At 57.6% G+C, this 23,352-nt stretch carries 17 protein-coding genes, 1 pseudogene and 1 CRISPR repeat array; of the genes and pseudogenes, 5 read left to right on the forward strand and 13 right to left on the reverse strand.

The window, feature by feature from the left end:
• Positions 1 to 54: 54 nt before the first annotated feature.
• Complete coding sequence (locus tag HEQ17_RS02290) at positions 55 to 666, forward strand: CYTH domain-containing protein (RefSeq protein ID WP_296291077.1); 612 nt, start codon at positions 55 to 57, stop codon at positions 664 to 666.
• 5 nt (positions 667 to 671) lie between these two features.
• Here HEQ17_RS02290 and HEQ17_RS02295 read toward each other — a convergent pair whose 3' ends face one another.
• The 4 genes from HEQ17_RS02295 to HEQ17_RS02310 all read right to left on the reverse strand — a co-directional run bounded on the left by HEQ17_RS02295 (position 672) and on the right by HEQ17_RS02310 (position 2,048).
• Entirely contained in the window at positions 672 to 935 is a 264-nt protein-coding gene (locus tag HEQ17_RS02295; protein WP_296291078.1) for a Txe/YoeB family addiction module toxin, read from the reverse strand.
• A complete protein-coding gene (locus HEQ17_RS02300) occupies positions 932 to 1,186 on the reverse strand; it encodes a type II toxin-antitoxin system Phd/YefM family antitoxin (RefSeq protein ID WP_053171018.1) in 255 nt (84 codons plus the stop codon). The genes HEQ17_RS02295 and HEQ17_RS02300 overlap by 4 nt, the downstream gene beginning before the upstream one ends.
• Positions 1,187 to 1,281: 95 nt before the next feature.
• The gene (locus HEQ17_RS02305) at positions 1,282 to 1,692 is read right to left on the reverse strand and encodes a PaaI family thioesterase (protein ID WP_296291079.1); all 411 of its coding nucleotides are present in this window, start codon (positions 1,690 to 1,692) and stop codon (positions 1,282 to 1,284) included.
• On the reverse strand, positions 1,689 to 2,048 hold the full coding sequence (locus HEQ17_RS02310; protein ID WP_296291080.1) for a MerR family transcriptional regulator: 360 nt from the start codon (positions 2,046 to 2,048) through the stop codon (positions 1,689 to 1,691). The genes HEQ17_RS02305 and HEQ17_RS02310 overlap by 4 nt, the downstream gene beginning before the upstream one ends.
• Before the next feature lie 143 nt (positions 2,049 to 2,191).
• Between HEQ17_RS02310 and HEQ17_RS02315 the strand changes: the two genes are divergently transcribed.
• Together HEQ17_RS02315 and HEQ17_RS02320 are read left to right on the forward strand one after the other, a co-directional pair.
• A complete protein-coding gene (locus HEQ17_RS02315) occupies positions 2,192 to 3,367 on the forward strand; it encodes a serine hydrolase (protein ID WP_296291081.1) in 1,176 nt (391 codons plus the stop codon).
• Between the two features lie 119 nt (positions 3,368 to 3,486).
• On the forward strand, positions 3,487 to 5,106 hold the full coding sequence (locus HEQ17_RS02320) for a long-chain-fatty-acid--CoA ligase (RefSeq protein ID WP_296291082.1): 1,620 nt from the start codon (positions 3,487 to 3,489) through the stop codon (positions 5,104 to 5,106).
• 14 nt (positions 5,107 to 5,120) lie between these two features.
• Here the strand turns inward: HEQ17_RS02320 and HEQ17_RS02325 are convergent, their stop codons facing one another.
• A complete protein-coding gene (locus HEQ17_RS02325) occupies positions 5,121 to 5,741 on the reverse strand; it encodes a glutathione S-transferase family protein (RefSeq protein WP_296291083.1) in 621 nt (206 codons plus the stop codon).
• A gap of 90 nt (positions 5,742 to 5,831) precedes the next feature.
• On the opposite strand from HEQ17_RS02325, the pseudogene HEQ17_RS02330 reads away from it, so the two are divergent.
• A pseudogene (locus HEQ17_RS02330) lies at positions 5,832 to 6,014 on the forward strand (ISL3 family transposase); the annotation flags it as partial.
• A 26-nt stretch (positions 6,015 to 6,040) separates the two neighbouring features.
• Positions 6,041 to 12,615: direct repeats of the CRISPR family, unit length 28 nt; unit sequence TTTCTGAGCTGCCTATGCGGCAGTGAAC.
• A gap of 129 nt (positions 12,616 to 12,744) precedes the next feature.
• On the opposite strand, the gene cas6f reads toward HEQ17_RS02330, so the two are convergent.
• The 8 genes from cas6f to cas1f form a co-directional block, all read right to left on the reverse strand.
• Positions 12,745 to 13,362, reverse strand: coding sequence for a type I-F CRISPR-associated endoribonuclease Cas6/Csy4 (gene cas6f / locus HEQ17_RS02335; RefSeq protein ID WP_296291084.1), 618 nt, complete (start codon positions 13,360 to 13,362; stop codon positions 12,745 to 12,747).
• Positions 13,363 to 13,367: 5 nt separating this feature from the next.
• Positions 13,368 to 14,438 carry a type I-F CRISPR-associated protein Csy3 gene (csy3, locus tag HEQ17_RS02340; RefSeq protein ID WP_296291085.1) on the reverse strand — a complete coding sequence of 357 codons (1,071 nt, stop codon included), beginning with the start codon at positions 14,436 to 14,438 and terminating at the stop codon, positions 13,368 to 13,370.
• A 31-nt stretch (positions 14,439 to 14,469) separates the two neighbouring features.
• Positions 14,470 to 15,522, reverse strand: a complete 1,053-nt coding sequence (gene csy2, locus HEQ17_RS02345; RefSeq protein ID WP_296291086.1) for a type I-F CRISPR-associated protein Csy2 — start codon at positions 15,520 to 15,522, stop codon at positions 14,470 to 14,472.
• Positions 15,519 to 16,856: a type I-F CRISPR-associated protein Csy1 gene (gene csy1 / locus HEQ17_RS02350; protein ID WP_296291087.1), complete on the reverse strand. Its 1,338-nt coding sequence runs from the start codon at positions 16,854 to 16,856 to the stop codon at positions 15,519 to 15,521. The genes csy2 and csy1 overlap by 4 nt, the downstream gene beginning before the upstream one ends.
• A gap of 64 nt (positions 16,857 to 16,920) precedes the next feature.
• Positions 16,921 to 17,406 (reverse strand): PIN domain-containing protein, encoded by a 486-nt coding sequence (locus HEQ17_RS02355; protein WP_296291088.1) that lies wholly within the window; start codon positions 17,404 to 17,406, stop codon positions 16,921 to 16,923.
• Positions 17,387 to 18,460: an XRE family transcriptional regulator gene (locus HEQ17_RS02360; RefSeq protein ID WP_296291089.1), complete on the reverse strand. Its 1,074-nt coding sequence runs from the start codon at positions 18,458 to 18,460 to the stop codon at positions 17,387 to 17,389. Before HEQ17_RS02360 ends, HEQ17_RS02355 begins: the two co-directional genes overlap by 20 nt.
• Positions 18,461 to 18,558: 98 nt before the next feature.
• Positions 18,559 to 21,960 carry a type I-F CRISPR-associated helicase Cas3f gene (gene cas3f / locus HEQ17_RS02365; protein WP_296291090.1) on the reverse strand — a complete coding sequence of 1,134 codons (3,402 nt, stop codon included), beginning with the start codon at positions 21,958 to 21,960 and terminating at the stop codon, positions 18,559 to 18,561.
• Positions 21,957 to 22,937, reverse strand: a complete 981-nt coding sequence (gene cas1f, locus HEQ17_RS02370; protein ID WP_296291091.1) for a type I-F CRISPR-associated endonuclease Cas1f — start codon at positions 22,935 to 22,937, stop codon at positions 21,957 to 21,959. Before cas1f ends, cas3f begins: the two co-directional genes overlap by 4 nt.
• 117 nt (positions 22,938 to 23,054) lie before the next feature.
• Here cas1f and HEQ17_RS02375 point away from each other — a divergent pair, with 117 nt between their 5' ends.
• Positions 23,055 to 23,348 carry a BrnA antitoxin family protein gene (locus tag HEQ17_RS02375; RefSeq protein WP_296291092.1) on the forward strand — a complete coding sequence of 98 codons (294 nt, stop codon included), beginning with the start codon at positions 23,055 to 23,057 and terminating at the stop codon, positions 23,346 to 23,348.
• Positions 23,349 to 23,352 lie beyond the last annotated feature (4 nt).

Raw genomic sequence — 23,352 nt, forward strand, 5'->3', positions numbered from 1 at the left:
TTTGTAGGTCGGCGGCTTCAGCCCCGACAAGCCCCCTGACCCCGCCCTTCAACCATGGAAACCGAACTCAAACTCAGCCTGTCTGCGGACGAACTAGCGCGCCTGCTGGCCCACCCGCTGCTGACCCAAGCAGGCAACACACAACGCCTGCTCAACACCTATTTCGACACGCCCGACTTGGCCTTGCAACAGCGCCGCATGGCGGTGCGCGAGCGGCTGGCGGGTGAGCAATGGCTGCTGACCGTGAAGACCGCAGGCCAAAGCCACAACGGCCTGTCACGCAGGCAAGAGTGGGAAGGCCCAACGACGCCGGGAGCCTTGCAGTTCGACAAACTGGTGGATGACGCCGCGCTGGCGCAAAACCTGATGACGCTGCGCCCGAACTTGCGCGCCCTGTTTTGCACCGACTTCGAACGCCAACGCTGGGTGATTGCCCATGGAGGCGCAAAGATCGAAGTGGCGCTGGACCAAGGCCACATCCATGTGCCCGGCACCGACCTGAGCGAGCCGCTGCTGGAGCTGGAATTGGAACTGCTCAGTGGCCCGGAAGAGGCCCTCATGGCGCTGGCCGATGTGCTGCGCCAAACACCCCAAGGCTCTGTGATGCTGATGCCCAGCGATGCGAGCAAGGCGCAGCGGGGGATGGCGCTTTGGCAGCGAACTTGATCCGATTATTGGTAATGCCCCCGACAGGCAATCACGGTCAGCTCCACATCGTCCACGGCGTAGACCAGTCGATGCACGTCGTCGATGCGACGCGACCAATAGCCTGACAGATTGCCCAGCAACGGCTCGGGTTTACCGATACCTTCAAAGGGGTCGCGCCTGGCGGCATCGATCAACAGGTTGATTCGTTTAAGTGTCTTTTTGTCCTGTCCTTGCCAGTACAGGTAATCACCCCAAGCATGCGAGGTGAAGGCAATCCCTCGGCTCATGGGGTGATCAGTTCACGTCGTTTGGCTTTGCCGGCTTTGTGCTCGGCAATGGATGCTGCCAAGTGCGCTGCGTTGGCGGGACTTGAAAGCAAGTACAGAGTTTCGGCCATGCTCTGGTAGTGCGCCATGGACATGACCACAGCATCACCGCCATCTCTGCGGGTGATGATGGTGATGTCGGCATCGTCTTCCACGCCGTCCAGCACAGATTTCAACCCGTTGCGTGCTTCGGAATAACTGATGATTCGCATGATGGTGACTTGTTCAATAGATTGGACAAGTATTGTAGCTTTTTCAGTCCCCTTGGTGGCCATGGCCGCTCAAGCGCACTCGCGCGCAACATGGGTCACGCAGCCTGAACCACCGTCAGCAAAGTCTGTCCGTTGGCCACCAGCTTTTCGCCCTCTGCATCCACCGCAAACAAATCGCAGCTGGTGAACACCTGTGCTTTACCGGGTTTGACCACCCGCGCTCGGGTAATGAACTTTTGACCCACAGCGGGGCGCAAGCAGTTGACCGAAAAGTGGGCAGCCAACAAATTCGGCCCCGCCACAGTCCCGGCCGCAAAACCGCAGGCGGTGTCGATCAATGTGCCGATCAAACCCGCATGCAAATAACCTGAGTACTGCCCCACTTCTGCACGCCAGGGCATCTGGATTTCGACAAATCCGGGTTCGGCCACCGTCACCTCAATGCCGCACCAGCGGTTGAATTCGGCCATGGCGTTGATTTTTTGCAGCATCTCCAATGGACTCATGGTTTTCTCCTGGCTTGGGTCTTGAACCACCCGATGTGGTCCATCAGTTTTTGACGAAGTGTTTGTTGCTCGCTGATCAGCTGGTCAATCTCCGCCACACGCGCCAGGATCGCGTCGATCATGTCTTGTGCCGACAACTTGCCCGCTTTGAAGCGCGGCAAATACTCGGCAATCAAGGGCAGTGAGAAACCCATCTCCCGAGACATGGCGATGAAGATGACGTGCTTCATGGTTTTCTCGTCGTACGCGCGGTAGCCATTGGGCAATCTTTGGCTTTCAATGAGGCCATCGGCCTCGTACCGCCGCAAGCGGTGCACCGACACCCGGGTCTTGGCAGAGAGTTCTGAAATACGCATGAATTCAGTCTAGCAACGCTCGCATTGCGCGAGGGTTATGGCTTTTGACGCATGGGCGACAAGCCAAAGCGACCGCTGCGCCGCAGGTGATACCCCCATCAGCGGTCACTGGTGTACAAAACACCCTTCAACCGGAGCCCCCCATGACTGCACACAAAGCCTTGCCCCACGCCCTACCCGCTGATGTGGGCCTGTGCCCCGAGCGCACGCAACGCCTGATGGACGTGCTGCGCCGCGAAGTGGCCAGTGGCAGGTTACCCGGTGCCGTGGCCATGATTGCCCGGCGCGGACAGATCGGCTTGTTCGAAGCCGTGGGCCAGCAAGACCCCGGCACGGGCACGCCGATGAAAACCGACAGCATCTTCCGCATCTACTCCATGACCAAGCCGGTCGTGTCGGTGGCGGTGATGATGCTGGTCGAGCGCGGGCAGTTGCTCTTGAGCGACCCGGTCAGCCGCTGGTTGCCCGAATACGCGAACCAGCAGGTGGCCACAGCCCAAGGCCTGGAGCCCGTGCGGCAAGCCGCCACGGTGCAAGACCTGCTGCGTCACACAGCGGGTCTGACGTATGAATTTTTGGGCGACTCGGCTGTGCAGCGCCAATATGGCGAAGTGAAGATCGCCTCACGCGAACGGACCAATGCCGAGTTTTCTCAAACCTTGGCTGCGCTGCCGCTGCAGTTCCAGCCCGGCACCGTGTGGGCCTACAGCCGCGCCACGGATGTACTGGGGCGGCTGGTCGAGGTGGTCAGCGGGCAAGGCTTGGGCGCATTTTTGCAAGCCGAAATCTTTGGCCCGCTGGGCATGGTGGACACCGGCTTTGCCGTGCCACCCGAGCAGCACCACCGCATTGCCGAGCCCTTTGCGCACGACCCCGACGGCGGCGTGCCCATGAAAGTGCTGGAGCCTCGCCAAGTGCCCGCCATGGAAGGCGGTGGCGGAGGCCTGATGTCCACCGCGATGGACTACACCCGCTTTTTGCAGTGCCTGCGCAACCGGGGCGAATTGGATGGCGTGCGCCTGCTCGGCCCCCACACGGTGGACTACATGACCGCCGACCATCTGGGCGGCATGCCTGCAGACGGCACTTTGCTACCACCCGGTCACGGATTTGGTCTGGGGTTTGCGGTGCGCACCCACTTGGGCCTGTCGCCTGTGCCCGGCTCGGTGGGCTTGTACTACTGGGGCGGCATCGCGGGCACCACGTTTTTCATCGACCCTGCGCTCGATATGTATGCGATGCTGATGATTCAGGCACCCAACCAAAGGGATTACTACCGGCCCCTGTTCCGCGACCTGGTGTACGCGGCGCTGGTCTGAATTCGGTAGATCGGCGGCCTTAGCTCCGTTTAACCCCGACATGAATCTGCCGCGCCATCATAATGTCGGGGCTGAAGCCACCGACCTACAAAAAAACACTCACTTTTTGGAGACAAACCATGCCTCAATCCGGCCTCATGATGAACCGCCCACTGCTCATTTCGGGCATCCTCGAACACGGCGCTGCCCAATTTGGCGAGCAAGAAATCGTCTCGCGTGAGACGCACGGCCCGCTGCACCGCACCACCTATGCCGAGACCGCCAAGCGCTCGCGCCAACTGGCCAACGCCTTGGCGCAGATGGGCCTCAAAGCCGGCAGCGCAGTCGGCTCGATCGCCTGGAACAACCACCGCCACCTGGAGGCCTATTACGCCGTCTCGGGCAGCGGCATGGTCATGCACACCTGCAACCCGCGCCTGCACCCCCAGCAACTGATCTATGTGATCAACCACGCCGAAGACGAGGTGATGCTGTTTGACGCCACCTTTGCGCCCTTGGTCAAAGGCATTGCCGCGCATTGCCCCAAAGTGCGCGCCTGGGTCTGCCTGGCCGATGCGGCCAACACCCCGGTGATCGAAGGCGTAAATGTACAGAACTACGAAGACCTGATTGCCGGTCACCGTGACAGCTTCGACTGGCCCGTGCTGGACGAAAACACCGGCGCAGCCTTGTGCTACACCTCGGGCACCACCGGCAACCCCAAGGGCGTGCTGTATTCACACCGCGCCATCGTCATGAACGCCTCCACCGTTTGCATGCCCGATGCGATGGGCCTGTCCACACAAGAAACTGTTCTGCCGGTGGTGCCCATGTTCCACATCAACGCCTGGTGTCTCCCCTATGCCGCATTGGTGGCGGGCACCAAACTGGTTTTGCCTGGCCCCAAGCTCGACGGCGCCAGCCTTTACGAGTTGATGGACAGCGAGCAAGTCACCGTCAGCGCAGGCGTGCCCACCATCTGGATGGGTTTGATCCAGCACGTCGAACAAAACAACCTGCGCTTTGCCCACATGAAGCGCACCTGCGTGGGCGGCTCGGCCATGCCCATGGCGCTGATCGCCAAGTTCATGGACAACTACGGCGTGGAAGTGCGCCACGGCTGGGGCATGACCGAGACCACGGCTGTCGCCACCATGAGCATCCTGAGCCGCGCCGACCGCCTGCGTCCGGCTGCCGAGCAACACGCCATCGTGGCCAAGCAAGGCAAAACCGTCTCGGGCATCGAGATCAAGCTCGTCGATGAAAACGGTGCAACCCTGCCCCGCGACGGTACTTCACAAGGCGAGCTGATGGTGCGTGGCCAGTGGATCGTGGAGCGTTACTTCAAAGCCGAGAAAACCGCGTTGGTCGACGGCTGGTTCCCCACCGGTGACATCGCCACCATCGACGCGCAAGGCACCATGCAAATCCGCGACCGCACCAAGGACGTGATCAAGACCGGTGGCGAATGGATCAGCTCGATTGACCTGGAAAACGCCGCCATCGGCCACCCGGCTGTGGCCATGGCCGCCGTCATTGGCGTCAAGCACCCCAAGTGGGATGAACGCCCGCTGCTGTTCATCGTGCGCAAGCCGGGTCAAACGGTTGAGAAGCAAGAGATTCTGGACTTTTTGGCCACCAAGGTGGCCAAGTGGTGGGTGCCCGACGATGTGGTCTTCCTCGAATCGCTGCCCGTGGGCGGCACCGGCAAGGTGCAGAAAAACGACCTGCGCAAGGACTACGGCGGCGTGTTCAGCTGAACATTTTCAGCCGATCAGACTTTGGCGCTGGGCCGCTCGTTCATGCGGTCGCGCCAGGCCTGCAAGGCGCTCATGCCCTCGTCGCCGGGCACAAACTTCATCAGGCCCCGCGCAAACTCCAGCGCGCAAAACGCGGTGATGTCGGCAATCGTGAAACGCTCGCCCGCGATGAAGGGCTGGCTTTGCAAGCGCTGGTCAAAGCCCCGCGCCACATCCCGAACCTTCTCGGCCTGAGAGCGGCCAAACTCGGGGAACTGCGGTTTCTCTAAAGCCGCCAGCCCGGGGTGGCTGTGGCGGATCGCGTTGGCAATGCCACCCAACAAATACAGCTCCACCTGCCGGTCGGCCATCTCGATGAAGCCGCACTCGTCGCCGTCCACGCCCATCAGGTTGGGCTCGGGAAAGCGGCCCTCCAGCAAAGTGCAGATCGCCCGTGTCTCGGTGATCACACGTCCGTCGTCCAGCTCCAGCGCAGGCACCTTGGCCAGCGGGCTTTTGGCCAGGTATTCGGGCGTGCGGTGCGCGCCGCCGTTCAGGTCCATGTTGACCATTTCGATGCCGGTGATGTTTTTCTCGACCAAAAACATCAGCACCCGACGGGGGCTGGGCGCGCGGTGGGCGGTGTAGAGCTTCATGGTTTTTCCTTTTTTGGTTCTTCATCAATTGCACTGTGATTTTCCCCTTGCTACAGGACAATCCAGCGATTCACTATTTCCGACTTGAACATGAAAGATAACGCACTGTATGAGCATCTTCTCGGACTGAAGGCCCCATGGTCGGTCAAGAAGGTGGACCTGTCCTTGGCCGACCAGCGCGTGGTGGTTGAAGTGGTCTTGAAGAAAGGCCAGGTCTGGGGCGACCCCACCGATGCCACCAAGAGAGCGCACATCAATGGCTGGACCGAGCGCCATCGGCGTCAACACGCGAAAATCCCTTTCTGAGCTGCCTATGCGGCAGTGAACATGCTCGTCTCCAGCGTCCTGAGTATCTTGGTTTTCTGAGCTGCCTATGCGGCAGTGAACCTTCTGTTCGTGCTGATCTTACGTATCAGCAATTTCTGAGCTGCCTATGCGGCAGTGAACGGTCGAGCATTGCCAATGCCCTGCTCCACATTTTTCTGAGCTGCCTATGCGGCAGTGAACTCCAGGCCCCGAGCCTTTGCCTGCCACATCCTTTTCTGAGCTGCCTATGCGGCAGTGAACGGCACATTAGCCGCCAGCCGCGAGGTCATGTTTTTCTGAGCTGCCTATGCGGCAGTGAACGACAAGCACATCTGCAACGAGTGCGTCGTCAATTTCTGAGCTGCCTATGCGGCAGTGAACGAACCACCACTCAGATAAAGCTGAGCACCATTTTTCTGAGCTGCCTATGCGGCAGTGAACTGCACCCAGCCGCGCTCGCGCATCAGCACGTTTTTCTGAGCTGCCTATGCGGCAGTGAACGCAGCTCCTTGGCGTTCGACGCTTTGGTCGATTTTCTGAGCTGCCTATGCGGCAGTGAACACAAGCTTGAAACCAAACCGCGCGGTTTCAATTTTCTGAGCTGCCTATGCGGCAGTGAACCTCAGCTTGAAAACCAGTTGTTGCAGCTTCAGTTTCTGAGCTGCCTATGCGGCAGTGAACGCCATGCCTTTGGCTGCGGCAGCTTCGGCAGTTTTCTGAGCTGCCTATGCGGCAGTGAACGGTTTTTGGCGGTGTCTGAGCCATGGCCGCTATTTCTGAGCTGCCTATGCGGCAGTGAACATGATCAAGACATATCACGCGGAAACATCATTTTTCTGAGCTGCCTATGCGGCAGTGAACCCAGAACCCGATAGATCCCCGGTGCATGGTAATTTCTGAGCTGCCTATGCGGCAGTGAACGCCAGCGGCTGGCGCACAACGCCCTTCAGCATTTTCTGAGCTGCCTATGCGGCAGTGAACAAAAAGTGCATTGATGCCGGTGCCGCGATTGTTTTCTGAGCTGCCTATGCGGCAGTGAACATTCGGCCAGCGAGTAGCTCAGCGGGGTCTTTTTTCTGAGCTGCCTATGCGGCAGTGAACGCGCACCGGAGACCGTGAGCCTGTCGATGTGATTTTCTGAGCTGCCTATGCGGCAGTGAACTGTCTAGTTGATACATGTGGTTTCTTTCGTGATTTCTGAGCTGCCTATGCGGCAGTGAACGAAATCAATGCTTCGTCTTTCTTGCTCATATCTTTCTGAGCTGCCTATGCGGCAGTGAACGTCGGTTCCGCTGTCGGGCACTTTGAGCTTGATTTTCTGAGCTGCCTATGCGGCAGTGAACAATTGGGGGCTTTGAAATCACTTACCCAAAATTTTCTGAGCTGCCTATGCGGCAGTGAACTCCAGCTCGTACACATACCGGCTTTTGATCTTTTTCTGAGCTGCCTATGCGGCAGTGAACATGGAGCACGCAGCATGAGCGATATAAACACATTTCTGAGCTGCCTATGCGGCAGTGAACTTGGATGTGTGCTCGAACCACTTGCGCCAAGTTTTCTGAGCTGCCTATGCGGCAGTGAACAGCAAGCCCGTTCAGTACCTGTGCAGCCCATTTTTCTGAGCTGCCTATGCGGCAGTGAACAAAATCATAACGGGTAGACCGTGACCACATACTTTCTGAGCTGCCTATGCGGCAGTGAACGGCGACTTCTCTGATGTTCCCGATTTCCATACTTTCTGAGCTGCCTATGCGGCAGTGAACATAATGCTTCCGACTTTGTTCTGCTCCGTCGTTTTCTGAGCTGCCTATGCGGCAGTGAACTGTATTTCATGCGGGAAACCGCCAAGCCAACATTTCTGAGCTGCCTATGCGGCAGTGAACAGGCGGTGATGCCTCGATGTTCAATTTCAAACTTTCTGAGCTGCCTATGCGGCAGTGAACATAAATCGGTGGCATTTGCTACATACGCTTCATTTCTGAGCTGCCTATGCGGCAGTGAACTTGGAGTACTCTCATGATTTTCCTTATGCAATTTCTGAGCTGCCTATGCGGCAGTGAACTCCTGTACTGGTGCTGAACGGGCTTTCCTGATTTTCTGAGCTGCCTATGCGGCAGTGAACCAACCCAGCACGCCATCAGATCAGTGTCAGCATTTCTGAGCTGCCTATGCGGCAGTGAACCTGGCGGTGTGTGTCATGGCTGGCCTTTCTCTTTTCTGAGCTGCCTATGCGGCAGTGAACCTAAAGATGCCCCAGTCTGGCGACTTCACTGATTTCTGAGCTGCCTATGCGGCAGTGAACACACCGCACCGCCTCCAAAGCCAAGCGCAAATTTTCTGAGCTGCCTATGCGGCAGTGAACCACCACCCCGCGCACTCTTAATGAGTGCCACTTTTCTGAGCTGCCTATGCGGCAGTGAACCTCATGGCGGGCGATCCGGCTGGCCTCAATCTTTTCTGAGCTGCCTATGCGGCAGTGAACTACATCTAAGCCGTCACAGGCTGACCCCTGAATTTCTGAGCTGCCTATGCGGCAGTGAACTGGGGCAGCACCAGCTAACGCCGTTCTTGTTATTTCTGAGCTGCCTATGCGGCAGTGAACAAGCAGATGGCCATTTTGGGCGCACGCTCATTTTTCTGAGCTGCCTATGCGGCAGTGAACGGCATAACTCGCAATGTCTTTGACTTGCCAATTTTCTGAGCTGCCTATGCGGCAGTGAACGGGACCGCAATGGCGTTGCCAGCGGCGTCGGTTTTCTGAGCTGCCTATGCGGCAGTGAACAGTTACCCAATGACCTCAAGATGCCTCAATCTTTTCTGAGCTGCCTATGCGGCAGTGAACGTAACGTGTTTCAAGGAGCGCCGTGATGAGTTTTTCTGAGCTGCCTATGCGGCAGTGAACTTCTGCCGAACCTTTACATCTTTGTCAACACTTTTCTGAGCTGCCTATGCGGCAGTGAACGTTTGCCCTGGCCTGGCGGCGGTTGCGCTCCATTTCTGAGCTGCCTATGCGGCAGTGAACACGGTTGTTCTCAATCGGCGGTGTGTCGCGGATTTCTGAGCTGCCTATGCGGCAGTGAACAAGGTGCCGCTGTCTGGTGGGGCGATGGTGACTTTCTGAGCTGCCTATGCGGCAGTGAACATGGCAAACGCGGGAAAATAGAAATCGTACCTTTTCTGAGCTGCCTATGCGGCAGTGAACGCCAAGACCGGCGACTTCGACGCTGGCATCCTTTTCTGAGCTGCCTATGCGGCAGTGAACGGCTGCAGGTGGCGCTGCCGGGCACAGGCACATTTCTGAGCTGCCTATGCGGCAGTGAACTTGGCCGACCGGGCGGCATTCAGCAGCGCGTTTTTCTGAGCTGCCTATGCGGCAGTGAACGAGTTTGCGGCGGTGGACGGGCGGCCCGGCAATTTCTGAGCTGCCTATGCGGCAGTGAACTACGGCTGGCTGAGCCAGTTCCCCGCGTTCCGTTTCTGAGCTGCCTATGCGGCAGTGAACGGTAGCCACGCCAGGCTTCAAGTCCATGGCAATTTCTGAGCTGCCTATGCGGCAGTGAACGCCAACCAGGTCAGGCCGCTCACAGCGGGTTTTTTCTGAGCTGCCTATGCGGCAGTGAACACGGGGGTCACAGCGCCGGTGCCGTCTTCGTTTTTCTGAGCTGCCTATGCGGCAGTGAACGGGGCCGGGCGCGGGATTTTTTGGGGCTGTTTTTTCTGAGCTGCCTATGCGGCAGTGAACTAACTGGTGGCGACACCCCTCTCGCTAATCTCTTTCTGAGCTGCCTATGCGGCAGTGAACCTCGTTACACTGAAATTATTCGAGCACATTTTTTTCTGAGCTGCCTATGCGGCAGTGAACAGTCACTTTGGCCTTTTGGTTTGTCATCTATTTTTCTGAGCTGCCTATGCGGCAGTGAACCGGGCAGTCCTGCCCCAACTCTGTCGCCGAACTTTCTGAGCTGCCTATGCGGCAGTGAACGATGGTTCGGTAAAGTTTGTTTCTAGGAATAATTTCTGAGCTGCCTATGCGGCAGTGAACAAGAAAACCATCATAAGAATCTAGTTCACGCTTTTCTGAGCTGCCTATGCGGCAGTGAACTCAACCCAGATGTGAGCGGCTGAATCTTGAGATTTCTGAGCTGCCTATGCGGCAGTGAACGGCAAGCCCATACGCCCGCAATCAACTTACATTTTCTGAGCTGCCTATGCGGCAGTGAACAATAAACAAGCATGAAAATGCGGCCTAGCAGTTTTCTGAGCTGCCTATGCGGCAGTGAACGCCAAGGCCAAGGCCTGAGCCCTGAGCCCACCATTTCTGAGCTGCCTATGCGGCAGTGAACTCAAGGCATTGACGGATCGCGTCCGACACATCTTTCTGAGCTGCCTATGCGGCAGTGAACACCTTTGTCCAGCGCGGCGACGTGCTCTCTCTTTTCTGAGCTGCCTATGCGGCAGTGAACTTTGGGCGTGTCGCTCAAGCCCGACCGCGAGTTTTCTGAGCTGCCTATGCGGCAGTGAACTCCAGGCCTTAACGGTGCCTGTGAATTGGATTTTTCTGAGCTGCCTATGCGGCAGTGAACCTGGTGTAGCTGGTTCATCTTTGAATATTGCTGTTTCTGAGCTGCCTATGCGGCAGTGAACGCCACCAAGCGGGCAAAAGATGGTCACAAGCTTTTCTGAGCTGCCTATGCGGCAGTGAACATCGGCCGGCAAAATCTCGCTTGATTTCCAGTTTTCTGAGCTGCCTATGCGGCAGTGAACCCCAAAGCATCAACAACCATCTTACGCTCAGCTTTCTGAGCTGCCTATGCGGCAGTGAACATGGAGCTTAGGTTTTGCGGCCCCCTGCGTCATTTCTGAGCTGCCTATGCGGCAGTGAACCGGTGCCGTAAACAGGGGCAGACGTACCCAATTTTCTGAGCTGCCTATGCGGCAGTGAACATACTTTTGCTGACGGGTTTGCTGGTGGTACTTTTCTGAGCTGCCTATGCGGCAGTGAACAACACTTTTTCAGATTCCCACGGCTTCGCGGCTTTCTGAGCTGCCTATGCGGCAGTGAACGTCAAGCTGCGTGAGAGCGTGGCGACATTCGATTTCTGAGCTGCCTATGCGGCAGTGAACGCCAAGGGCAAAAACGGTGAACTGATCGGCAATTTCTGAGCTGCCTATGCGGCAGTGAACCGGTATGCCCTCGATACGTTCGGGCTTGTCAATTTCTGAGCTGCCTATGCGGCAGTGAACGCAATCAAGGCCATATGCCTCATCCTTTGAGTTTTCTGAGCTGCCTATGCGGCAGTGAACTTGGACAGCGCGGTGGCCCGCCAAAGCGCCATTTTCTGAGCTGCCTATGCGGCAGTGAACGTGCAGGGTTTTGGTTTCGTAGTCGATGTCAATTTCTGAGCTGCCTATGCGGCAGTGAACGACGAAGCAAAGCAGGGCCTTGCAGCTTTTTTTTTCTGAGCTGCCTATGCGGCAGTGAACTTCGCACCTCAGCGCCGCCCACGATCGTGAACGTTTCTGAGCTGCCTATGCGGCAGTGAACATTTCAACTTCACCCCTATGTCGAGCGGAATATTTCTGAGCTGCCTATGCGGCAGTGAACAAAGAAAAGGCCGGGGATTCCCGGCTGGTGCATTTCTGAGCTGCCTATGCGGCAGTGAACTAGTGGCGGGCCAGCTCGATCAAACCCTCTTTTTTCTGAGCTGCCTATGCGGCAGTGAACGAGGAATTGACCACATCTCGAGTTGGCCTGATTTTCTGAGCTGCCTATGCGGCAGTGAACTCCAGCATCTGCTCGGCGTGCAGGCGCTTGGCTTTCTGAGCTGCCTATGCGGCAGTGAACCAGTGCGCCTTTGGCAGCAAGGCCGACCTGACTTTCTGAGCTGCCTATGCGGCAGTGAACATTTACAGGGCCGATACAGTTGTCGAATCACTTTTTCTGAGCTGCCTATGCGGCAGTGAACGCGAGCCGTGGGCGCGTGCGTCAATCGTTAAATTTCTGAGCTGCCTATGCGGCAGTGAACCCCAGCGGATGAGCCAAGACAAAGGGTTCCACGTTTCTGAGCTGCCTATGCGGCAGTGAACGATGTTGCTGTCGCCGCCCGCAATCTTTTCGCTTTCTGAGCTGCCTATGCGGCAGTGAACGTGATGCGCAGGCCGGGGCGGTAGCCCTCGGCGTTTCTGAGCTGCCTATGCGGCAGTGAACAACTTGATCGGCTGGAACGGGCGCGATGTGTTTTTCTGAGCTGCCTATGCGGCAGTGAACGATGTTGCTGTCGCCGCCCGCAATCTTTTCGCTTTCTGAGCTGCCTATGCGGCAGTGAACTATATAAGCGCTTACTGATACACCCTGGGAAATTTCTGAGCTGCCTATGCGGCAGTGAACACACAAGAGCGCGACACAGCCAAGACCACCTTTTTCTGAGCTGCCTATGCGGCAGTGAACTTCAGCCTAACATTTACATGTCCGTCAATAATTTTCTGAGCTGCCTATGCGGCAGTGAACAAAATGAGTCATAAGCCCTTCCATCACTAAACTTTCTGAGCTGCCTATGCGGCAGTGAACCGCAATTCATTATCCCTAACTTATTGTCGCGCTTAAGAATATGAGCAAAAAAGGCCTTGAGACCCAAATTTTCACCCCCACCGTAAGTCCTTGATTTATATGGACTTGCAGCGGGGTCGAAAAAAAGGGTCAGAACCAAGGCACCGTGGTTTGGGGGCTCAAACCATACGCACCAAACTCGCCTGGCACGGCTGTGGCCTGTTCCGGACCCAAGCGAATGAACAGCCTGAAAGTTTGACCTGTGCTTTGGCTGCGCAGGGTCAAAAAGGGCAAGTTCAGCATTTCTGCAGCGCTGTCGGGGATGCGCTCTTGTGCTTGATCTGCCGTCAGGCCATGGCGGCGCATTTGGCGTCGGCGCAAGCGCTCGGGGCTGCTTTTCGCTTGTACACGGCTGACCACGCGATGCCGCGCATCGGTGGGCACCGCCAACACAGCGCCGCATGCCACATGGTCGCGCATGCCGGTGAGCCAATCTGTGGTCAGCAGTTTGTGCAACGCCATGCGGGTGCCGTGCAAGCGCAGCACCAGGCCCAACATATAGCGTGGGTGTGCACCGATGCGTGATGCACGAGTGGGTGTAGGTGCAGGCGCACCATCGCTCACCTCCATTTGCGGAAAGCTCACGCCAATGTCTTGGTGTGCGCCTGCCGCCAGCGCTTTGTGCAGCTTGGTGAACAGCGCCGCCATGAGCATGGCGGGCGCAAATTCAGCATCGGGCTGGAGCCGAATGTCGACGTAGTGGTCCATGGGGCTCAGTCCTTGCCCGATTCGCCAAATACGCCGCCACGGATCAGGTTGGCCATGACGTAGTGCTGCTGATCCACGGCAGGCACTTGGTCTTTGATGACCCAGCCATCGAGCAAGGTGTAAAAGTCTTGCTTTTCTTTGGGCTGACGATACGCCTTACCCTGCGAGGTGACCGAGCCATAGGGCTCGACCGCAATCGGACCCAAGCCACCTTCGTCGGGATACCAGGTGTCCACCGTGCGAATGGCGTTGCCGAGTTTTTGCGAGTGGATGGCGGCAGCACCTTCCTGCTTGGTGGTTTTGCCTACCACATAGAGGGTCTTGCTTTTTTGCCCAGCGGTGCTGGAACCCTTGTCCAAGATCAATTCTTGCGAAGGGAACACCTCTTGCCCCGCGCCCACGCGGGCAAAGGCAGTCACTTCAAGCAACGCATATTGCTGGCCCGACAAGCCTTGCTCAATCACCTTCGCCAATGCGGCCACGTCGCTGGTGCTGGCCGCTGGGGCGTCAAAGTTGCGCATCGAGAAATCAAGCGCGTTAAACGTCCAGGTGCTGACGGCTTGCCCGTCTTGCAGATGGCGAACTTGCACTTCAACCATTTCTGCGCCCACGCGGTTGCGCCACAAAAACCGGCCGTTGGCCAGGTTGCTTGCGTAGCGCCGGGCCAGCGTGGCAAAGCCTGCAGTGCTGGCGTAACTGTCCACCACGGTTTTGAGTTTTTGCTGGTAGGCCGCACTGTTGCAGGCCGATGGCACCCCAGCGCCACTCAGCACGCGCACGGTAAAGCGCGCTTGCAGGGTATCGGCTTCAGGTGGAAGGGTGGCCACATCGACGGTTTGGAGGTTGGGCTTTTCGATCTCGGCGTCGAGTTTGGCCGGATCGATGTCTTTGGTTTTGAGGCGGTTGGAGATCGTGCCGCGCACAGACTTTTCGCGCACAAGCACTGCGGGCCAAACTTTGGCGTTACTGCGGTCGGCCCACAGGCCCGAAGAAAAGACGGCGTCTGACGGGTCGAGCTTGCGCTCGAAAGCCAGAACGGATGCGGTTTTGAGGTCAGCGGTGTTTTTGGTAGCCATGATGAAAATTCCTTGAATGTGAGTGATTCGTTTAAACAGGGGTTGGCGTTGGGCTGGTCACAGCCGCGCCGTTGTGCGTGACATACAAACCCGCCTCGGGCTGGGCGTGGTGTCGCCAGAGCAGGTCATGCAGGTTTTTGATGCGGTGCGGCCCCACCCATTCGCCCAGCGACAACACGCTTTCGACAAAGCGAAACGGTGTGTCGTTGTCACGGGCGTTTTTGACTTCGCCCGGCGCATACAACTGAGAGATGGCGGCATAGCCCACAGGCAAAGGCACCAGCCAGCCGGGCTTGCGACGCGACACTGTCCAATCTTTAGAAGCCACGGCTGATGCATTGACGGCTTCAACATCGGCAGCGTCAGCACCCTCGCTTGCGGCTCGTTCTGCATCGCTTGTGTCTGAAGTTGGCGGCGTGTAATGCAAAGCGCACAAGTCAAGCAAGGCATCCAAAGCTGTAGATTCAGCACATACTTTTTGCATGGCACGCATGTGGTCGGCCAACAACTGTGCGCGGCTGACCAACACAAAGCCAGGGGCCAAGTGACGACGCATTTGCGCAAAGGCACTGGTTTGCCCTTCACGGTTGGTGGGCCAGTCGATCCACTGCGCTGGGTGCTTGCCACGCTGCGGGTTGTGCAAGATGCTGCCGCCCGCCAGACGCATGCCTTCGGCCTGGTGCAAAACCTGGGCTGCCAGTGCCTTGCATTGCTCATCATTCAATGGGCAGTCGCCACCCGACACGGTGATGAGCAAGCTCACCTCCATGTGCGTGCGCCCTTCTTCGACGATGGCTTGTGTGTTGCCGTCTTTGTCCAAAGGGTTGCGCGTCAGGTTGAACACTTGCGTGTAGCGCCCCGGTGGCTGAAAGGTTTGGGGCTCGAACTGGTGACAGGCAATGGCCACGCTGCCAAAACGCAAATCCAGCCCTTGACTGTTCATGCAGCGTTGCAGTGCATGCGCAAAACCGGTAAAGGCGCTGGGCGGCGGAAAGCCCCAGGTCAACGGGCTGCTGATGGCATTGGCGTTTTGCACACGCAAGCGCGGCAACAACAAGACCGCTTCAAAGCGTTCGGGCTTCATGGCAACACCTCCAAAAACTTGTGTTTCCACTCGATGAATTCGGCATCACCCATGCGGATTTTGTCGGTGCTGAGGGTGGCATTGAGCCAGCGGGCAAAGTCTTCGGCCACTTTGTCGCGCCATTCGGTCGGCTCAGGTGCCGCCAATGCGCCATCGGCCGCGCCCATGGCTGCAATTTGCGTTTCATGGGCTGCTTGCGCCGCTTCCAGCGCATCTGCATCGAGCCATTGCTTTTGCGACCAAGACAGTTTGCAAGCGGGGTCGGCGCTCCAACCGCCGTTCAGGCATTGCAGCTCGGTGGCCATGTCAAGCACGCGGTCGATGATGGATTGCACCAACTCGGCTCGCTTAGCGCTGATGTGCATGTTGTTGCCTACTTCAGCCACGCTTTCCAGAAATGGCCTGAGCGCCTTGGCAATCAGGTACACCGTGCGGTCACGTCCGATGACGGCGCGCTTGTCAAACACCGAAGTCACTCGCAACGGCGGCTGCGTGCCTTGGTCTTTCCAGACTGGGGGCACGCTGGCCAGCAAGTAATTGGCACCACCGCGTTCGCTGTTGAGTTGGCTGATGTTTTGCGGCTTGCTGCCCCCCATGTTGCGCACCGCCATGCCCGGGTAATCGCAATAGCCGTGGGCATGCGGTTCCTTGGCACGACGCGCTGTTCGGGCCGCTTTGGCCGCATCCGAAAAACGCGCTTCTTGCAAATGGGTGTGTACGCCATGAACCAAAGCGGTGGGAAACAGCGGAGCCAACAGGTGATAGCCGTCTTCGGGCATTGGAAAGTAAAGCTGCTTGGCCAGGGTGTGACTGGCCGCACCGCCCTTGCCATCCACAATGCCAGCAAAGGCTTGCGCCCATTGCGTGGCTTCTTGTGTATCACTGCTCAAGGCATTCAGCGCAGCGCCATCTTTGCAGGATAGCCGCGCCAACAAGCTTTGACCGTTGTGCTGGAGTTTCAAGAACTTGAAAACATCCAGTGCAGCAGCGTTACCCACCACATCGTCTGCACGCTGGCCCTGCAAAGTGTGTGTACCGACGATGTTGGCATCTTTGCAAACGGGTTGGTCCACATACAGATTGGTGCCGCGTGCATCGGGGTGAATGGGTTTGAGCGTGTGGCTGGCCAGCTGAATCTGCGGCACCCGCTTGGCCGCATCGGCCAACCAGGTTTTACGCACATGCGCTTGCTGCAAGCTCAATCGCTGCGCCTGCACCTCGTCGTTGTCGCCTTTGAGCTTGTCCAGCTTGAGCTGGAGTCGCTCTTGAATGAACCCATCCACCAAGCCGCGCAAAGCTGCGACTTCTTGGGGGTCCGGAATTTGAGTCACCATGAATGCTCCTTTTTGAATTGATTGGGTTGACTGTCTCTGGAAATGATTTGTTGATTGATTCGATTTAACCCTCCATGGCTTTGAGCATGCTGTACGCAAGCTCCCAAGGCAGTCGCCTGCCTTGTTCTTGCATGGCCTTGTAGGCAACACGGGCCACGGTGGTGGTGATGCAATGCTTGCGCACCATCTCGGTCACCAGCCAAATCGTGCCTTTGACTTCCACCTGCTCGGTTTCGGCCGCACTGCGCAAAGCGGCATCGCCCGTGAGCAAAGGGCATTGCGCTTGCTCGGCCAAGGCCAGTGCAAACAAGTCGTTGCGGCTGGGGTGCTTGTATTTTTGGCTCAAGGCTTGCACGCGGGCCACACCTTCGGACGGCAAACTTTTGACGATCAGCCCCATGTCACGCCAATGCGCATGGTGCTCGGCCAGTTCTTCAAAATAAAGCACATCGGGCACCGCAAATTGGTAACCCAGGCTGAACATGGGGGCCATGAGGCCACCCACCTCCACATCAATCAGGATGTTGGCGTCACTGATGAACGCCAACATGGGCTTGCTCCACGGTAACGTCCATTTGACGGATGCGGTGGAACTGGGTGAGCGGCAGGTTGAGCAACTCGGCTGCTTTGGATTCGCCGATGTAGTCTTCCGCGAGCGCATGAAAGACCAGTTGCTCAAAGTGGTGGGCTTTTTCGGCGGGGTAGGCAGGGCCAGGTTCAGTCAAGTGCCAGCCTTTGGCTTTGAAGAGATCGGCCTGGGTTTGGCGGTATGCGGCGCTGACAATGCCCAGATCGCGTGCCCGGTAAAGAATGCCGCCCATGGACAGGCCGTATTCGGCCTTCAGCAGCGCCAACTCTTGCAGCTCAATGGCGTTGCGGTGCGTGCCCAGCTCTTGCAAAACCGCACACTTGGGGAAAAGGAATGCACCCGCAAAGCGGTTGCACACCAGCTCGGCATCCAGTGACGCGCCGATTCGCTCGGCCAACAGCAAATGCGCCAGCTCGTGCGCGAGCGTGAAGCGCTGGCGGTCACCGGGCCAGTGTCGCCCCACCACCACCACAGGTACACCGGCGGCATGTGCCGCCAGGCCGTCAAAGTGTTGGTCCCCATCGTCTTCGGTGATGAAGACGCGAATGCCCTGCTTTTCCAGGGTGCCAATCAGGTCAGGAATGGGGTTCATGCCCAGCTGCCAAGCGTTGCGCACTTGCTCCGCTGCCGCTTCGGTGTGCGCCATGTCAGTGACAGTGGGCAAGTCAAGCGGGATGGCAAAGGCTTGGGGTGGCTGCGGAAAGAGGCCTTCCAGTTCCATGCGCCGCTCGATTTGGTCGATCACGGCATGGGTGATGGCGTTCAGGCGCTTTTTGGGCAAGGCGCTGTGTTTGCGGTATTCCAGCCCGTCGAGAACCACGGTTTGGGGCCGAAAAAAGTAGGCCACGCGAACATTCAGGGCCTGCGACAGCTTGAGCAGCATGTCGCTGGGCGGTGTGGTTTCACCGTCTTCGTATTTTTTGATGGCCGCGTGCGACACGCCTACGCGTTCAGCCACTTCGCGCAAAGACAGTCCGGTGGCTTTGCGGGCCTGTTGAAGTCGGGTGTGGAGCATGTCGAGCTTTCTTGAGGTGAACTGGGGCTTGGTTCAGCGGGTTTACATTCTATTAGGAATTTTTATATTTTGTAAACCTGCAAGACCTTTTTTGCAGTTCACTCTTGCGCGCTTCGACGAAATCCCAGCATGGGGTGCCATGCCCAGACTTGGGTGCCTTCCCCCTTGGGCAACCCCAATGACCCAAACCGTCGGGCCAATTTGTCCAGGCTCTGGGATTTGGTTTCTGCCAGCTCGGTCAATTCGGTCACATAAGGGCGCACCGCCCAAGCGCTGATGGCCGGGTTTTCGGCAAGGGCCAAAGGCGCAAACAAGTTGTCGTGGTTTTGTTTGCGCTGCTCGTCATCCAGCGTGCAAAACTCAAAGCGGTCTTCGTCTTCGGTGGGCAACAACATAAATTCTTCGCGCCCTTGCGGGTCGTGCCTAAAGGGTTTGCTGCGTTGCTCCACCCCGGTCAAGTGGCTCAGGGTTTGCCACCAGCGGCGCACGGTCAGCTCTCCATCTTCGCCATCGTCTGACTGGTCCGCGGCAGCGAGCGTTTCCATCACACCGCCCAGGCGGGCGTGCTCCAGATCCGACAAGCGTTGCTCGGCTTGCAGGGGGCTGTACTGGGTGATTCGGGATGTGGCATCCAACTGTTGCCATTCTGGGTCGCGCAGCAGGTCGTTGAGCGCGTGAGCCGCCAATGGATGGCCTGCAGTTTCAAAGCCAGGCCGAGTAAAGGCAGCACCGCCCGGGTTTTCCAAGGCCTTGAGGTTGTGCGACAACAAAGCGATGTTGGGCTCTTGAACCGCACCCGCCCGATGGCGGCGCACGCGGCCAGCCAACTGGATGATGCTGCGCATGGACGATGGCTCGACCACGGCCCAGTCATAGTCATGGTCGCGTCCGACTTCGGCCACGGCGGTAGCCAGCACCACAAAAAGGTGATCGGCTTCGGGATGGGCGTCAATGGCTGCGCGGATGGCAGGCTTGCGCAATTGGGCTGCGGGGTCTTTGTCTTGACCATTGCGTTGCAACGCTTGGTCAATGGTGTGCTCCAAGCCCGAGCGCACCAAGAGCGGATGGCGCGAGTGGTACACGCACAAATGGATGCGCACACCCTCGGGCATGGGCATGTCGTGCAAAGCCATAGCAACGTCAATGAGCGGGTCGATGTTGGCCATGCGGACCAGGCCAAAGCTCACGCGCTTGCCGCTGGGCTGACCTGCAGCGGATTGCTCAGCCGTGTGGTTTTGCGGGTGGCGGTGCAAATCCAAAGTGGCTTTCAAAATCACTTGGGCGTATTCGCGGCGAATCTGTGGCGTGCTGGTGACCTTGATGTTCACCGGCACGATGTGCGCTTGTCGGCGCTGATCGGTGCGGTGTTGCGCTGCCAGGTGGGCAACGCGCTTTTGCACAAGGGCACTGTGGCTTTGCAGGTAGCTGTTTTCATCGGCGTGTTCGCTGTGGGCGGCACCGTTTTCATCAAACCATGCGCAGCAGACCGAAGCGGCCAGCCCCGGTTGGCCCCGGTTTTTTTGAAAACTTTGCCGTCCCGCCAAATAGGCGGCAAACAAGCCTTGTATCAAGGCGGGAGGCAAGGTTGCAGAGGACAGCAACACACGACTGCCCAGCAAACCCGCCCAATGCACCAGTCGCGTGAGTGCATACAGGTCTTCGATGCCAAAGTCGTCGGGCTCGTCAAGCACCAAGTCAGACGTAAGAAGCCGCAGCATGGGCACGATGTGGTGCCCGCCGCGTGTGGCTTCGCACGCGGGCATGAGGTGGTCAACCGTGCAGACCAACACGGGTGCGTGCAGAAGTTGTTGTGCAGCTTGTTTTTTGGGATCGTTGCCGCCCAAGTATTCGCTCAATGGTCCGGGGTGGAGCGTGTTGTCATATTGCACATGGGTGTTGCTGGGCAGCAAGTCGTGGGCTGATTCGCTTCCCGCGTTTTCTAAAGTGTTTTCTGTTGCATTGGCTGCCGCGCTTTGCTGTTTGTTGTGCTCGTGCAGTGCGCGTACCGCGCCACCACCCACCATCACAGCCAATTCGTCAGAGCCTAAGCCCATGCGCTCACGCAATGCATCGCCAGTTTGCAATGTGAGGGTGCGCAAGCCCAGCGCCACCGTGAAGCGTGCACCTTTTTGTGGATGCGCCAGGGCGTACATGATGCGGGCATTGGCCAGTGTTTTGCCGCAACCGGTGGATGCCATGTTGACACCGAAGAAGCCTTGTTTTTCGCTACTGACTTGCAAGGCAGTGGCCAAGTCGAAGGCTTTGTCTTGCCAGGCGAATCGAGCGCTGCCACTGCGTTGCTTGAAGGCACGGTGATTGTGAATGCGGGGCAAGCTGGCATCGAGTTGGGGCAGGCTGAGGGCGATGCTGTGTGCGCCCTTTTCAACACCAATCAGATGTTCGTCCAGGCGCTGCTTCAAGCGACTACCCTCCTTGTTGCGGTCGGTGTTGGCGTAGGCCTTGTACGTGGGATCGCCGAGCTTGCGGTCACCCTCAATGCTGGAAAAGTGGTGATCCGCCAGAATGAGCGTCAAGCGTGCCATGTGCATGGCATACGGGTTTTCTTTGAACCATTTGTTGTCTTTGTCCATCAGGCTGGATCGCTCCAGCATGCGCTGAGCCAAGGTCGCAGCGCGCTTGCGCCATGCAGCGCTGTGGTGTGGCAATTTGGCGTTAAAAGTCCAACAGCCCATCAAGGCTTTTTGATGGGCTTTCGGATCATCGTCTTCACTGGCTTGGATTCGACTACCGCACCAACTGGCTTCCAAGCTGAGGTCAATTTTTTCAAGTCGCTTTAACTTAAAGCCCACCAGATCTTTGGGCTTCAAGTCAGGTGTCGGCAAGCGATGGTGGCTCACGACGAGCCAACCAATCGCTTGCGCCAATGGCGACAAACCTTCAAGCGGTGCTTGGGAGCCAGGACTGACGCCATCAGAAAAGAGGTTGACGAACCATTGCGGATTGACCTCGTTTCCGCCATCAATCAATCGTTGCAACCACACAGCATCTGCGTCTTCGCCTACAAAGGCCTGAAATAAGCGCAATGACACCCATTCGTGCCGATAAGGGTCGGCCAATTTGCCTTGGCCTCTGAGCTTGTCCTGAAATGTGTCATTGGCCTTGCCAAAGTCATGAAACAGCGCCGCCATGGCCGCCAGCAAGCGGATGTCGTGTGCAGTGTGCCAATCGTTTTCGTCGTCTTGTCGCAAGATGTTCCGTTCGGTCATGTTGGTGGGTGTGGCCCCGTTGGCGTTGAACTGTTTGGCATCACCGACGACCCAGAGCAATTCGCTGTGGTTTTGTCCGCGTATCCAGTGGCATGCTACGGCGGTGTTTTTGCGGGCGGTTTTGCGCAGCAACATGCGCAAGGTGTCCAAGCCCTGCTGGGTGATGGGCGTTTGCCAAGTGCGGTCACCTCGTCTTTCGGCAAACTGGTCCAGAATGCGGCGCGTTTCAGTCAACGCCCGTTTGGTGCATTGGCTGACCAACAAAATATTCATGGTGCAAGCCTGCCGACGGTGACCGCAATGTCTTTGAGCTGGTCGATCATGAAATCCAGCGCCTCGGTCTGAGTGAGCTGCTCGATGCAGGCGCGTCGAAAGGCTGCTTCGTCATCGCCACGCATGGCGGACACAAAGGCCTGAGGCAGGATGTGCGCGTCTTTGACCAGGTCAGCCACGTCAAACACCAAACCACCTCGGCGCGTTTTGCCATGCAGCACAGCCAAGCCATGGGGTAAGCCCAAAACCCAGGTCGCGCTGGCGGCCAATCCATACGCCAAGTAATTGCCGTGGTCCAAAAATCGGTTGGCTGGGTCGGTGCCGCTGCCGCGCTTGGAGCGTGTGAATTCGCCATAGCCAACGGTGTTTACGGCCATTTTGTAGAGCTGCTTGGTCAAGTGCGCTTCTGCAGCCAAGAGGTGGTTGGTGTCAGCGGCGGCGTCAACACTGTGCTGCGCAGCGTCCAATGCCGTGCCCAAAACGATGGGGTCAATCAGAAACCCTGCCTCGCGCAATGGCCGGGAGTTAGCCCAGTGCTGCCGTATGCGCGCCAGTCGCATGGCTTGCAGCGTTTTGGCAGCTTGCAGCCGCAACGCATCGTCAAACCAAAAACGCACCCACTGCTGCAAATACTCGGTGGGCCGGTACTCGCTTTGCGGTGAAAACCAAGCGACTTCGACATCCATTTCATTGGCACTGAACAGCGGCGTGCCCCCGCCTCCGCAAAACCCGACCAGTACGCCCGCCTTGGCCAGTTCGCGCATAGCCGCTTGCGTGATGGATGTGCCGTTGCCGAGCAACACCGTGGTGGTGTTGGCAATGGGGATATTCCAATAAAGCGATTGCTTGCCTTCGTCCGTGACGAACTCCACACGCCCACCATTACACAAGACACGGCAATATTCCAAGTAGTAAAGGTTTGCTCGCTTCGACAAAAGAATGGATTTGAGTTCACCTGATGAAACCGCTGCTTTCATTTTCTGCTCCCGAGTAAAGCCCAAGCCGATTGGCATTTGAGTGTATTTTCATATTAAAAAAATTTCAGATGACCTTTTGCCTTAACAGCCCTACAGAAACCCGCAACGAACACCACCATGAGCAAACGCAAAACCCACCCACACAAACCCGACACTGACAATCCAGCCTGGACAGCCGAAGACTTGGCAAATGCAAGGCCCGCCAGTGAAGTACTCACCCAACTTTTCAGCCCTGAACGAGCGCAGTCTTTGTTAACGCCACGCGGTCGGCCCAAAGCCGATGTCACCAAGGTACGGGTTGGCATTAGGCTGTCGCCGGAAGTGATTGCGCATTTCAAAGCCAGCGGCGATGGCTGGCAAACGCGCATTGACGCTGCGCTGCGTCAATTCATTGAAAAAAATCCCAACTGAAGCT

Source organism: Limnohabitans sp., from assembly GCF_023910625.1.
Classification (GTDB): domain Bacteria; phylum Pseudomonadota; class Gammaproteobacteria; order Burkholderiales; family Burkholderiaceae_C; genus Limnohabitans_A.